At 67.6% G+C, this 12,653-nt stretch carries 12 protein-coding genes; 5 read left to right on the top strand and 7 right to left on the bottom strand.

Features of this window, described 5'->3' with window-relative positions:
* Positions 1–21 precede the first annotated feature (21 nt).
* Positions 22–1,041, bottom strand: a complete 1,020-nt coding sequence (locus FZ938_RS07630) for an aspartate-semialdehyde dehydrogenase (protein WP_149197987.1) — start codon at positions 1,039–1,041, stop codon at positions 22–24.
* 227 nt (positions 1,042–1,268) lie between these two features.
* On the opposite strand from FZ938_RS07630, the gene FZ938_RS07625 reads away from it, so the two are divergent.
* Complete coding sequence (locus FZ938_RS07625; protein ID WP_149197986.1) at positions 1,269–2,879, top strand: ABC transporter substrate-binding protein; 1,611 nt, start codon at positions 1,269–1,271, stop codon at positions 2,877–2,879.
* Positions 2,880–2,916: 37 nt separating this feature from the next.
* On the opposite strand, the gene FZ938_RS07620 is transcribed toward FZ938_RS07625, so the two are convergent.
* Entirely contained in the window at positions 2,917–3,522 is a 606-nt protein-coding gene (locus FZ938_RS07620) for a cysteine hydrolase family protein (protein WP_149197985.1), read from the bottom strand.
* Between the two features lie 86 nt (positions 3,523–3,608).
* Here FZ938_RS07620 and FZ938_RS07615 point away from each other — a divergent pair, with 86 nt between their 5' ends.
* A complete protein-coding gene (locus tag FZ938_RS07615; protein ID WP_149197984.1) occupies positions 3,609–4,514 on the top strand; it encodes a LysR family transcriptional regulator in 906 nt (301 codons plus the stop codon).
* Here FZ938_RS07615 and FZ938_RS07610 read toward each other — a convergent pair.
* The 4 genes from FZ938_RS07610 to def all read right to left on the bottom strand — a co-directional run bounded on the left by FZ938_RS07610 (position 4,487) and on the right by def (position 9,771).
* A complete protein-coding gene (locus FZ938_RS07610) occupies positions 4,487–7,099 on the bottom strand; it encodes a PAS domain S-box protein (protein WP_246798998.1) in 2,613 nt (870 codons plus the stop codon). The genes FZ938_RS07615 and FZ938_RS07610 overlap by 28 nt on opposite strands.
* A 451-nt stretch (positions 7,100–7,550) precedes the next feature.
* A complete protein-coding gene (gene truA, locus FZ938_RS07605; RefSeq protein WP_149197983.1) occupies positions 7,551–8,288 on the bottom strand; it encodes a tRNA pseudouridine(38-40) synthase TruA in 738 nt (245 codons plus the stop codon).
* 5 nt (positions 8,289–8,293) lie between these two features.
* Entirely contained in the window at positions 8,294–9,238 is a 945-nt protein-coding gene (gene fmt / locus FZ938_RS07600) for a methionyl-tRNA formyltransferase (protein ID WP_149197982.1), read from the bottom strand.
* Positions 9,239–9,258: 20 nt separating this feature from the next.
* Complete coding sequence (def, locus tag FZ938_RS07595) at positions 9,259–9,771, bottom strand: peptide deformylase (RefSeq protein ID WP_149197981.1); 513 nt, start codon at positions 9,769–9,771, stop codon at positions 9,259–9,261.
* A gap of 149 nt (positions 9,772–9,920) precedes the next feature.
* Here def and cobS point away from each other — a divergent pair, with 149 nt between their 5' ends.
* Genes cobS through FZ938_RS07580 form a run of 3 tightly spaced genes read left to right on the top strand, consistent with a single transcriptional unit; the run spans position 9,921 to position 11,939 of the window.
* On the top strand, positions 9,921–10,721 hold the full coding sequence (gene cobS / locus FZ938_RS07590) for an adenosylcobinamide-GDP ribazoletransferase (RefSeq protein ID WP_343075091.1): 801 nt from the start codon (positions 9,921–9,923) through the stop codon (positions 10,719–10,721).
* Entirely contained in the window at positions 10,718–11,362 is a 645-nt protein-coding gene (locus FZ938_RS07585) for a histidine phosphatase family protein (RefSeq protein WP_149197979.1), read from the top strand. The genes cobS and FZ938_RS07585 overlap by 4 nt, the downstream gene beginning before the upstream one ends.
* Positions 11,363–11,414: 52 nt before the next feature.
* The gene (locus tag FZ938_RS07580) at positions 11,415–11,939 is read left to right on the top strand and encodes a pyridoxamine 5'-phosphate oxidase family protein (RefSeq protein WP_149197978.1); all 525 of its coding nucleotides are present in this window, start codon (positions 11,415–11,417) and stop codon (positions 11,937–11,939) included.
* Positions 11,940–11,973: 34 nt separating this feature from the next.
* Here FZ938_RS07580 and FZ938_RS07575 read toward each other — a convergent pair whose 3' ends face one another.
* The gene (locus FZ938_RS07575; RefSeq protein WP_174757222.1) at positions 11,974–12,645 is read right to left on the bottom strand and encodes a ChrR family anti-sigma-E factor; all 672 of its coding nucleotides are present in this window, start codon (positions 12,643–12,645) and stop codon (positions 11,974–11,976) included.
* Positions 12,646–12,653 lie beyond the last annotated feature (8 nt).

The following is a 12,653-nucleotide window of genomic DNA, read 5'->3' as shown; positions in this document are numbered from 1 at the left end:
GGTTTGCCCCCACCCGTCCCCTCACTCCACCATGTAATCCCGCACCAGCAACTCGGCGATCTGCACGGCGTTCAGCGCTGCGCCCTTGCGCAGGTTGTCGGCGACGCACCAGAAGGACAGGCCGTTCTCCACCGTGAAGTCGTCGCGGATGCGGCTGACGAAGACCGGATTGTCGCCGGCGACCTCGACCGGCGTGACATAGCCGTCGGTGGTCTGCTGGTCGACCACCGACACGCCGGGAGCGGCGCGCAGCACGACGCGGGCCTCCTCCGCGCTGATCGGCTCCTCCGTCTCGATGTTGATCGACAGGGCATGACCGATGAAGGTGGGAACGCGGACGCAGGTGGCGGCGACCTTGATCTTGGGATCGAGGATCTTCTTGGTCTCCACCATCATCTTCCACTCTTCCTTGGTGGAACCGTCCTCCATGAAGGCGTCGATTTGGGGGATGACGTTGAAGGCGATCTGCTTGGGGAAGACGCTCTTGGCGATGGGATCGTTGACGAAGATGGCGCGGGTCTGGGTGAACAGTTCGTCCATCGCCTCCTTGCCGGCGCCCGACACCGACTGGTAGGTCGATACCACGACGCGGCGGATCTTGTAGCGGTCGTGCAGCGGCTTCAGCGCCACCACCATCTGGATGGTGGAGCAGTTGGGGTTGGCGATGATGCCGCGCTTGCGATAGCCGGCCAGCGCCTCCGGGTTCACCTCCGGCACCACCAGCGGCACGTCGGGGTCCATCCGGAAGTGCGAGGTGTTGTCGATCACCATGGCACCGGCGGCGGCAGCGCGCGGCACATGGATCGCCGACACCTTGGCGCCGGGCGACGACAGCACGATGTCCACGCCATGGAAGTCGAACTTGTTGAGGTCCTGGACCTTGAGGATGTCGTCCTCGCCATAGGACACCTCCTGCCCGATCGACTTTTCGGAGGCGAGCGCGATGACCTTGTCGGCCGGGAACTTCCGCTCGGCCAGCGTTTGCAGGATCTCGCGCCCGACATTGCCGGTGGCGCCGATGACCGCGACGGTATAGCCCATGACGGTGGTTTCCTTCTGCCGAATGTCCGCGAATACAAGAATGGTGCCGGGGGGCGATAGGAGCTAGGCGCTTTCCCCACGAATTGCAACCCGTCCCGGCTGGAAACGGCGGGCTGGAAACAGGCGGGGCGGAACCGGCCAACCTGCCGGGTTGACATACCGGGGAAGGCAGCAGGAAGATTCACTCTTCAACAGTGCCCGAACGGGCCTCCAGGGAGACTTCACGGATGACCAGCTTCAAGCGCGGCCTTATTGCCCAGACCGTTCTCGGCGCCGCCGCTCTCGCCCTCGTCAGCCTCGCCGCCCCGGCCATCGCCGCCACGCCCAAGGACTCGCTGGTGATGGCGTGGCAGTTCGACGACATCGTCAGCCTCGACCCCGGTGAGATCTTCGAGCTGTCGGGCGCGGAATACAGCGCCCAGGTCTATGACCGCCTGATCCATTTCGACGTCAACGACGTCAGCAAGATCGAGGGCGAGGTCGCCGAAAGCTGGACCGTGTCGCCCGACGGCAAGACCTTCACCTTCAAGATCCGCGACGGCATCAATTTCCATTCCGGCAACCCGCTGACCGCCAACGACGTGGCGTGGTCCTTCGCCCGCGCGGTGAAGATGAACAAGGGTCCGGCCTTCATCCTGACCCAGTTCGGCCTGACCCCGGACAATGTCGACCAGATGGTGCGCGCCACCGATCCGAAGACGCTGGTCTTCACCACCGACAAGGCCTATGCCCCGACCTTCGTGCTCTACTGCCTGACCGCCGACGTCGCGTCGGTCGTCGATTCCAAGCTGGTGAAGAGCAAGGAAAAGGACGGCGATTTCGGTGCCGGCTGGCTGAAGACCAACTCCGCCGGCTCCGGCCCCTTCATCCTGAAGCAGTGGAAGCCGAGCGAACTGCTGACCTTCGACGCCAACACGAAATACTGGCGCGGCGCGCCGAAGCTGAAGCGCGTGCTGATCCGTCACATCGCGGAACCGGCGACCCAGCGCCTGCTGCTGGAGAAGGGCGACGTCGACGTCGCGCGCAACCTGAAGCCGGAGCAGTTCGAACCGCTGAAGTCCAGCGATGCCATCCGTCTGGTCCAGGCGCCGAAGGGCACGCTGTGGTATCTCAGCCTGAACCAGAAGGTCCCCGCCCTGGCCAAGCCCGAGGTGCGCGAGGCCTTCAAGTATCTGGTCGATTACGACGGCATGGCCGGCTCCATCATGAACGGCATCGGCGCCGTCCATCAGGCCTTCCTGCCCAAGGGCTTCCTGGGCGCCGTCAACGACAACCCCTACAAGTACGATCCGGCCAAAGCGAAGGAGCTGCTGGCGAAGGCCGGCTATCCCGACGGCTTCACCGTCAGCATGGACGTGCGCAACACCAACCCGACCCAGGACATGGCCCAGGCGATCCAGGCCAGTGCCGCCAAGGCCGGCGTGAAGATCGAGATCATCCCCGGCGACGGCAAGCAGGTGCTGACCAAGTTCCGCGCCCGCAACCATGAACTGATGATCCAGCAGTGGGGCGCGGATTACCAGGATCCGAACTCCAACGCCGATACCTTCGCCTCCAACCCCGACAACAGCGACGACGCCAAGTCCAAGCCGCTGGCCTGGCGCAACGCCTGGGACATTCCGGAGCTGACCAAGAAGACCGCCGCCGCGGTCGAGGAACGCGACAGCGCCAAGCGCGCCAAGATGTACGAGGAGCTGCAGCGCTCGGTCCTGGCCGATTCGCCCTTCGTCATCATGTTCCAGCAGACCGAGATGGTGGCGGAGCGCAAGGACGTCACCGGCCTCGTCTGGGGGCCGAGCTTCGACACCAACTACTACTGGAAGGCCGAGAAGAAGTAAGAATGCGGCGGGGGCGCCGACCGCGCCCCCTCCCGTCTCATCCCCAGGCCCGCGCGTCCTCGACCACGGTGGCGAGGCTGTCGGACAGCCCGGTCAGCACGCCGCGCTGGATGTCGGCCGCCGGCACCATGCCGCCCTTGCCGTCCGGCAGGTCGCGGGTGGCGGTGGCTGACGCCACGACCGTCACCCGCCAGCCATGATCCACCGCCGACCGCGCGGTGCTGCTGACGCAGTTGTGGGTCATGAAGCCGGCGACGATCATCTCCGTCCGTCCGGTATCGCGCGCCACCGTCTGCAGATCCGTCCCGGCGAAGGCGTTGGCGAGCTTCTTGACGATCACCGGTTCGTCCTCGCGCGGGGCGACCGCCAGGACGATCTCCGCCATCGGCCCGGTCGGGTCGAACACCGGCGCGCCCGCCGCAGTGTGATGGACGATGTGGATCACCGGCACGCCATTGGCGCGGGCAAGGCCCAGCAACTCCGCCGCCTGCTCCACCGCCGCATCGACGCCGGACAGCCGCAGGGCGCCGTCGGTGTATTCGCGCTGCAGATCGATCAGCACCAGAACCGCCTTGTCGAGCGGGGCGGGAGTGCTCGGCGCGCCGACGATCTGGCGCAGGGTCCGGGCGGGAAGAGTCGTCATCGGGAGATGCTCCGCATTCGTTTGAGCGTTGATGGGGGCCATGCTGCCCCGTTCACCGATGCGCGGCTATCCGCTATCCTTGCACGATGACTGTTCAAAAATTCACAAGCCCGCTCGACTGGGACGATCTGCGCGTCTTCCTGGAACTGGCCCGCGCCGGCAGCCTGTCGGCGGCGGCACGCGGCCTGCGGCTGAGCCACGCCACGGTCGGCCGCCGGCTGGCCGCGCTGGAGACGACGCTCGGCCGCAGCCTGATGGAGCGCCGCCCCGACGGCTATGTCCTGACTGCGGAGGGCGAGAGCGTCCGCGCCCTCGCCGAGGCGATGGACGAGCGGGCGCAGGCGATCCGCCGCCGCGAGGGCGACGCCGCCGGGTTGACCGGCACCGTGCGGCTGACGATGACCCAGGCGCTGGCCGACGTCTTCCTGATCCCCCGGCTGGGACCGCTGCGGTCGGCCAATCCGGCGCTCGATCTGGAGATCGTGGTCGACAACCGCACCCTCAGCCTCGCCCGGCGGGAGGCCGATCTGGCGATCCGGCTGGCCCGGCCGCAACGCGGCGATCTGGTCGGACGGCGGCTGGCGACGCTGGGCTATGGGCTGTACGCGGCGCCGGACGCGCCCGACACGCTGATCGCCTACGACGAGTCGATGGCGGACCTGCCGGAGGCCTTGTGGCTGGACCGCCATGGCGGCGGCCGGCGCGTCGCCTTCCGTTCCAACAGCGTGCAGGGCCAGCTTGCGGCGGCGGTCGCCGGCTTCGGCATCGCCTTCCTGCCCTGCATGCTGGCGGACGGCGTGCCAGGATTGGAACGTCTTGCCCTCCCCGGTCCACCATTGACTCGCGAGGCGTGGCTGCTGGTCCACCGCGACCGCCGCGAAGTGCCGCGGGTGCGGGCGGTGATCGAGCATCTGGTGGCGGTGTTCACCGCCGAGAAGGAACGGTTGGCGGGCCGCACCGACCATCAACAAGAGCCGCCAGGGGCCGCATGATCCCCTTCGGCGCACAGACGGGTGTCACTCTCCGCGACGGACAACATCTCCACGACGGCGTTTCGCAGATCGTTGGCCGCGACCGGCTTGTGGAGCAGCGCGTACCCGCCTGCCCGCACCTCGACCAGGCGTTCAGGCGCGGTATCGCCGGTGATGACCGTTGCGGGCACCGGCACATTCAGGCGTTCGCACACTGCCTTGATCGCATTCAGGCCGGTTTCGCCGCCCCGCAGCCGGTAATCGGCGAGGATGGCGTCCGGCCATTTGCCGCTATCGACAAGTAGGACGGCATCCTGGATGGAACCGGCGGTCAGCACCCCGTAGCCCCAGCTCTCCAGCATCGCCTGCAGTCCCGTGCGCACCAGAGGCTCGTCATCGATCACCAGGATCAGGCTGGGATGCCCATTCACTGGATGCCCGTTCACGGGATGCACATTGTCCGGCTTGCCGGAGCCGGACGAACGCAGGACCACCACCGGCACCTCGACGCGGAACATCGAGCCGCGCCCCGGCAAGGAGCGGAGTTCGATCCGGTGACCGAGCAACCGGGCGAGGCGTCGCACCACCGCCAATCCCAGCCCCAGGCCCTTGCTGCGGTCGCGCTCCGGATTGCCGACTTGGAAGAACTCCTCGAAGATCTCCTCATGCTTGTCGGGTTGGATGCCGATGCCGGTATCGATCACGTCGATATGCAGGTTGCCACCCTTCCGCCGACATCCGATCAGCACACCGCCCCGTTCGGTATAGCGCAACGCGTTCTCGATGAGGTTGCGCAGGATGCGCTCCAGCAAGGCCGGGTCGCTGCGGATGGTCGCGCCGCTGGGGACGACCCGCAAGCGCAGATCCTTGGCCACGGCCTGGGCATGGTATTCGGCGCCAAGCCGCTCCAGGAGCGGCCCGACCGGCATATCCACCGGCGTCGGGACGATCAGTCCGGCATCAAGCTTGGACACGTCGAGCAGGCTGTCGAGCAGCATCCGCAAGCCTCCCATCGCCTCGCCCAGCGACTTCAGCAGGCGGAAGGCCGGATGTCCGGCGAGCCGCTCCTCCAAGGCGCTCTGGAACAGCATCATGGCCTGGACCGGCTGGCGCAGATCATGGCTGGCGGCGGCGAGGAACTTCGACTTGGCGACATTGGCGCGATCCGCTTCGGCCTTTGATGCGCGCAGGGCGTCCTCGGCAGATTTGCGTTCGGTGATGTCGCGGATGATGCCGCTGAAATAGCGCCGCTGGCCGGAGGTCCAGTCGGCAATGGCCAGTTCGATCGGGAATGTCGTGCCGTCCTTGCGCCGCCCCATCAGGTCTCGGCCGGCACCGCTGCCCCGCCGGTCACCCATGGACAGGCAGGTCACGACGTCGACATCGTCCGCGGAATGGCACGGTTCCGGCATCAGAATTCTGGCGGTCCGCCCGATTGCTTCCTCCGCGTGATAGCCGAAGATGCGCTCTGCCGCCGGGTTGAACGACTGGATGATGCCGGCGTCGTCGATGACCACCATGGCGTCCGCCGCGGTCTGGACCATCGCGCGATTCCGGGCCTCGCTTTCCGCCAAATCCGCTTCGCGCTGCTGGATCAGGCCGGCTGCATTCCGGATCGCATTGGCAACCGCATCGATTTCCAGAATGCCGGCGGCGTCGGCAGGCGGCAGACGACCCGCCCCCAGTGCTTCCGCGGCCCGTGCCAGTTGCGCAACCGGGCGCATCAGGCGGCGCCCCAGTCCGATGGCGGCGGTGATACCGATCAGGATGAGGACGAGCCCACCACCCACGAACAGCAGGAGCATCTCACGCGCAGGCCCCGCCATCAGCGATTTGGGAACGCTGGTGGCAACCACCCAGCCGGCCGTCTCGGAGCGGCTGTAGGCCTGAAAAGCGGACACCCCCTCCAGATTGACCGCGCGGTGGATCCCCTCCGGCGACTTGCGCATCCCGGCCCACAGATCCGCGGACAGCGATTTGCCAACGAACTGTTCGGCCTGATGTGAGCGGGCGATGACGGTTCCGTCCTCGTCGATCACCCCAGCCCGCCAGCCGCGGGGAAGGCGCTCGGGAGAAACGATCGTTTGGAGCCGTTCCTGGGTGATGGTCAGGCTCAACAGAAAGCGGACATCGCCGTCGCGGATCACTGGCACCACGACGATCAGCAGCGGCGCACGCGTTACGCCTCCCATGATCAGGCCGGATACCTGCGGTTTCCGCGTCGCAATCGCCCGCTGGTCGGCCGTGAATCCGGTGTTCACGGGCAAGGGCGTTCCCCAGGGTACGCGGCTGTTGACGATCTGCTGGTTCGCCAGGTTACGCAGGACCACGTTGGTGCCGAGAAGATCCCTCACCTCGACGGCGCGCCGGTGGAAGGTGGCAAGGTCGCCCACCGCCAGACTATCGGACGTGGCAAGAACTTCGGCTGCGGCGATCAGTCGCGCCACTTCCCGGTCCACGTCCTCGGCCAGCAGGTGCGCCCGGTCACGGACCAGCCGCTCGGTTTCCCTGGCTTGGGCTTTCACGTTCCGGACAAGCAGGAAACCGGAAAAAAGGACGAGCGGCACGGCCACGGCGGTGACCAGCAGGATGAGCCAAGTCCGCAATCGGCGGGATCGCGGTGACGGCCGAGGATGGCGCACACTTGGCGGCGATAGCATCATCCAATCCAGACCGGCAATCGGTCATCGGCGGCGCCAGCGCTTTGCATGGCGCCTCCCCCCGAAAATCTGGACTTGCAAACCTCCGATTTGACAATCAAGGATTGTAGATTTCCGATACGGCGGTTGCAAAATGACATTTACGCAGACCTTCCCGCTATATCTGCCTGCCGACACCGTAAGCTTGGCAAATCATATGCAATCAGAGATGCAAAGTTTTCGGAAACACAAAATCGCCTTCCGATTGCCGTCAGAAAAGGAAAGCAAGTGACTTTACCTCAAGCTTAAAGCGCCTTGAGAAAACTACATACAACATTCACTGCTGAGTGGGAACAGTTTTGCAGAAAGCTCGGCAGTCTCTCAAAAACAGCGCAACTATGCCGTCTTCACTATGTCTTTAGTAACGCGCCGCCATGAAATAGAGCCCATCCGATGGGCAGGTCGGCCCGGCCTTGGCACGGTCGCGGGCTTCCAGCGCGCGGTGCACGTCGTCGGGGGTCCATTTGCCGGCGCCGACCAGTTCCAGCGTGCCGACCATGTTGCGGACCTGATGGTGCAGGAAGGAACGTGCCGCGGCATGGACGCGGATTTCCTCGCCCTGGCGCTCCACATCCAGCCGGTCGAGCGTCTTCACCGGCGACTTGGCCTGACACAGCGCGGCGCGGAAACTGGTGAAGTCATGCTGACCGACCAGCACTTGCGCTGCCGCGTGCATCGCCTCCGCATCCAGCGGGCGGGTGACGTGCCACGCCCGGCCGGAGTCCAGCGCCAGAGGGGCCCGGCGGTTGACGATGCGGTAGACATAGGCGCGGCCGGTCGAGGTCAGCCGAGCGTGGAAATCATCGCCCACCGCCTCCACCTCCAGCACCGCGATGGGGGCCGGCTTCAGGTGGAAGTTCAGGGCGTCGCGCAGCTTGAGGCCAGTGAAGGGCTTTTCCAGGTCGAAATGGCAGACCTGCCCCAGCGCATGCACCCCGGCGTCGGTGCGGCCGGAGCCATGGACCCGCACCACCTCGCCGGACAGGCGCTGCACCGCCTCCTCCAGGCTCTGCTGGATGGAGGGACCGTTGTCCTGGCGCTGCCAGCCGACGAAGGGACGGCCGTCATACTCGACGGTCAGTTTCCAGCGCTGCACGGCGGTCAGTCCGCAACGGTTTCGGTGGAGACCGGCTGCCCGACCGCCAGCGCGAATCCGCGCAGGAAGGCCGCGCCGTCCACCGGCGCCTTGCCCGGCCGCTGCACCTTGGTCAACCGCACCGCGCCGTCGGCGCAGGCGACCGTCAGCCGGTCGTCGAGCAGTGTGCCGGGCGTGCCCGTGCCGGTCACGGGTTCGGCGGCCAGCACCTTGATGCGCTCGCCATTGGCCGCATCGAACCAGCAGCCCGGCCACGGCGTCAGCGCGCGGACCTGCCGCTCGACGTAATCCGCGGGCTGTGTCCAGTCGAGCCGGCCATCCTCGCGCGTCAGCTTGGCGGCGTAGGTGACGCCCTCTTCCGGCTGCGGCACGGCGGCCAGCGTCCCGGCGGCCAGACCGTCCAGCGCCGGAACGATCATGCGGGCGCCGAGCGCAGCCAACTCGTCATGCAGGCTGCTGGCGGTGGTGGCGGGGGTGATCGCCACCGCCTCTTTCGACAGCATGGCTCCGGTATCGAGCCCGATGTCCATCTGCATGATGGTGATCCCGGTCTCGGCATCGCCGGCCAGGATGGAGCGCTGAATCGGCGCCGCCCCGCGCCAGCGCGGCAACAGGGAGCCATGCACGTTGACGCAACCCAGCCGCGGCGCGTCCAGGATCGGCTGCGGCAGGATCAGGCCGTAGGCGGCGACCACCGCGGCGTCGGCCTTAAGGTCGGCGAACTCCGCCTGGGCCTCGGCGTTGCGCAGGCTCTTTGGCGTGCGGACGGGGATGCCGTGCTCCTCGGCGAAGCGGTGGACGGGCGATTTCTGCACCTGCTGGCCACGGCCGGCCGGGCGCGGCGGCTGGCTGTAGGCGCAGACGACCTGATGCCCCGCCTCGATCAGCGCGGCAAGGCTGGGCACGGCGAAATCCGGCGTGCCCATGAAGACGAGACGGAGCGGAGTCATCAATTTCCAATCGAGGCGGGTCAGGCCGTCGCCTTCTGCATCTTCTGGACCTTCTTCAGCAGGATGTTCCGCTTCAGCATCGACAGGTAATCGACGAACAGAACGCCGTCCAGATGGTCGATCTCATGCTGGATGCAGGTGGCGAGCATGCCGTCGGCCTCGATCTCCTGCTGCTGGTTCTTCTCGTCCAGATAGCGGACGCGGATGCGCTGGGGCCGGGTGACCTCGGCATACTGCTCCGGCACCGACAGGCAGCCTTCCTCGCACACCGACTTCTCGTCGGAAGACCAGACGATCTCCGGGTTGGCGAGGCGCATCGGGTTCGCCGGCTCACCCTTCTCGTGGACGTCCACGACGATGACGCGGTCAAGCACGCCGACCTGCGGGGCGGCCAGACCGATGCCGTTGGCGTCGTACATGGTCTCCACCATGTCATCCATCAGCTTGACGACGCGCGCATCCACTTCGGCGACGGGTTGCGCCTTGCGCTTCAGGATCGGATGCGGGGCGACGAGGATTGGAAGACGGGCCATGGGTGCTCGATGCTGGTAGGGGGAGTTCAAACGGACAAAGTAGGCGGACCGAGTGTTCTGGTCAAGGAATCGGACCTGTGCGGAGGGCGTGGAAACACCCGCCGAGCAGGGTTGCGCCGGACGCCGCTTGGGCGTAGTCGATGCCGATCATGCCCGACGCGACCACCGCCCCCGCTCCCCCGCCGCGCTGGACCCAGGATGCCGCCCTGGCGCTGGTGTTCCTGACCCGCCTGCCCTTCCCTCCGCTGGGTCCGCTCAACGGCCCGCTGGCCGAGGGCGCGTCGGCGCGGGCGATGGGGTGGTTCCCGCTGGTCGGCGCACTGGTCGGGCTGGCGGGCGGTGCCGTCTTTGCGGCGGCGGCGGCGCTGCACCTGCCGCCGCTGGCGGGCGCGCTGCTGGCCCTGGCGGCGACGGTGCGGCTGACCGGCGGGCTGCACGAGGATGGCGCGGCCGATGTCGCCGACGGCTTCGGCGGCGGACGTGACCTGACCCGCAAGCTGGAGATCATGCGCGACAGCCGGGTCGGCAGCTATGGCGTGCTGGCGCTGGTCTTCTCCATCGGCATCCGTGCGGCGGCGCTGGCTGCCCTGCCGGTGCCGGCGGCGGTGGCAGGGCTGGTGGCGGCCGGCGCCCTGTCGCGCTGCGGGCTGGCGGCGATGGCGCGCGCCCTGTCCCCGGCGCGGCGCGACGGGCTGGCGGCGGCACAGGGCCGTCCGGCAATGGCGACGGTGCTGCTGGCGCTCGTCTCCGGCACGGCGGAGGCGGCGGTCGCCCTTGGCGGCTTGGCCCTGCCGGCGCTGGCGGCCTCGCTTCTGGCGGTGGTCGCGGTGGCGACGCTGGCCCGGCGGCAGATCGGCGGGCACACCGGCGACGTCTTCGGCGCCGCGCAGCAGGTGGCGGAGGCCGCGGTGCTGCTGACCCTCTCCGCTTTCTTGGGAGCAGTTGCATGACCGTGGTGAGCCTCACCCCCCTGACCGTCACCCGCTGGTGGCTGATCCGCCATGCGCCGGTCCACAACCCCGACAACCTGATCTGCGGGGCGAGCGACCGCGAGGCCGACACCGGCAACCGCGCCGCGGCGGCGGCGCTCGCGGCGGGCCTCCCCGCCGACGCCCTGTGGCTGACCAGCCCGCTCCGCCGCAGCCGCCAGACCGCCCAGGCGCTGTGGAGCCGCAACCCACGGCTTGCCGACACCGCCGTGGTGGAGCCGGCGCTGGCCGAGCAGGATTTCGGCGAGTGGGAGGGCATCAGCCACGACACCGCGGCCCTGCGCGATGCAGAGGCGGCGGCGCGCTTCTGGCGAAACCCGGCCCGTAACGCCCCGCCCGGCGGCGAGAGCTTCGCCACGGTGATGGAGCGCACGGCGGCGGCGCTGCGGCGGCTGACCGACCTCCATGCCGGGCGCGATGTGGTTGCGGTGATCCATGCCGGCAGCATCCGGGGGGCGCTGGCATTGGTGCTGGATCTCACGCCGGAAGCGGCGTTGCGGCTGCGGATCGACCCCTGGTCGCTGACCCGGATCGACCACCACCACACCGGGACGGGATCCTGGTCTGTCGGGGGAGTGAATTGGCGGGTCGGAACTTTCTGACCCCGGTGGGCGTTCCCCAGTCTCCGTTGGGCTACCGAACGAGAGGCAGACCATGGTCCATAGCACCACCGCCGGCCACAGCCCCGACCAGGGCGAAGTCAAGAAGCTCTGGGAGATGATGAAGGGCGTCCAGGTCGCGATGATGACGACGCTGGACGACAACGGCCGGATGAACTCCCGTCCGATGGCGACGCTGTCCCATGCGGGGTTCGAAGACGGCACCCTGTGGTTCTTCACCCGCGCCCATTCCGAAAAGGTGGCGGAGATCGACCGCCACTGGCGCGTCAACCTCGCCTACGCCAATCCCGACAAGCAGGATTACGTGTCCGTCTCCGGCGTCGCCGAAGTGGTGCGCGACCGCGACAAGATCCGCTTCCTGTGGCGCGACATCATGAGCACCTGGTTCCCCCAGGGTCCGGACGATCCGGAGGTGGCGCTGCTGAAGGTGTCGGTCGATCAGGCCGAATACTGGGACAGCCCGTCGAGCACCATGGTCTACGCCTATGGCTATGTGAAGGCGAAGCTGACCGGCCAGTCGCCCGATCCCGGCGACAACGCGAAGATCGCGTTCCAGTAATACGCGGCGATGGGCGCTGCGGCGCCCATCCCTCTCAGAACTTCACGAACCGGTTGAACCACCGCCCCAACGGCCCGGTCAGCTTCAGCCCGCCGATGGTGGTGGCGAGGCACAGGCAGCCTTCCGGGTCCGACACCGGCCGGTGGACCAGCGACGGGTCGCCGATGGCGAGATCGCCGGGCAGGAACGCGCCGAATTCGTCGGAGAAGCCGCCCTCCAGCACCACGGTCAGCTCGATCCCGCCATGGGTGTGCTGCGGCACGCCGACCCCGCCCTTCATGCGGATCAGCCGCGTCGTCCCGTTCGGACCCGACAGCAAATCCATGCAGCGCATGCCCGGCTGAAGAAAACGCCAGCCGCCCTCCCCGATTTGCCCCTCGCCGTCGAGCCGCCCGCGCAGATAGCTGCGCAACGGTTCCGGATAGCGCGATTTCTCAGGCGACGGCTTGACCGCCGGGCGGCAGGGCGCCGGCCGCTCGTGGTCCAGGCGGGCCATCAGCGCTTCCAGGCAACCGTCGGACAGCGGTTCCGGCTCCAGATCGTCCAGCAGGGCGCCGCCGATCGCCTCCATTTCCGTCACCGCATGACGGCAGGCGGGACAGAAGGCCATGTGGGTGGCGACGGCCAGCGACGCGCCTTCGCACAGGGCGCCGCCGGCATAGTCGATCAGCAGGGTGTCGCCGGGGTGGTGGCTCGGCCGGTTCATCGGAAATG

The organism is Azospirillum oryzae, assembly GCF_008364795.1.
GTDB lineage: Bacteria > Pseudomonadota > Alphaproteobacteria > Azospirillales > Azospirillaceae > Azospirillum > Azospirillum oryzae.
The sequence above is the reverse complement of the archived record's forward strand: the minus strand, read 5'-3'. Positions and strand labels throughout refer to the sequence as shown.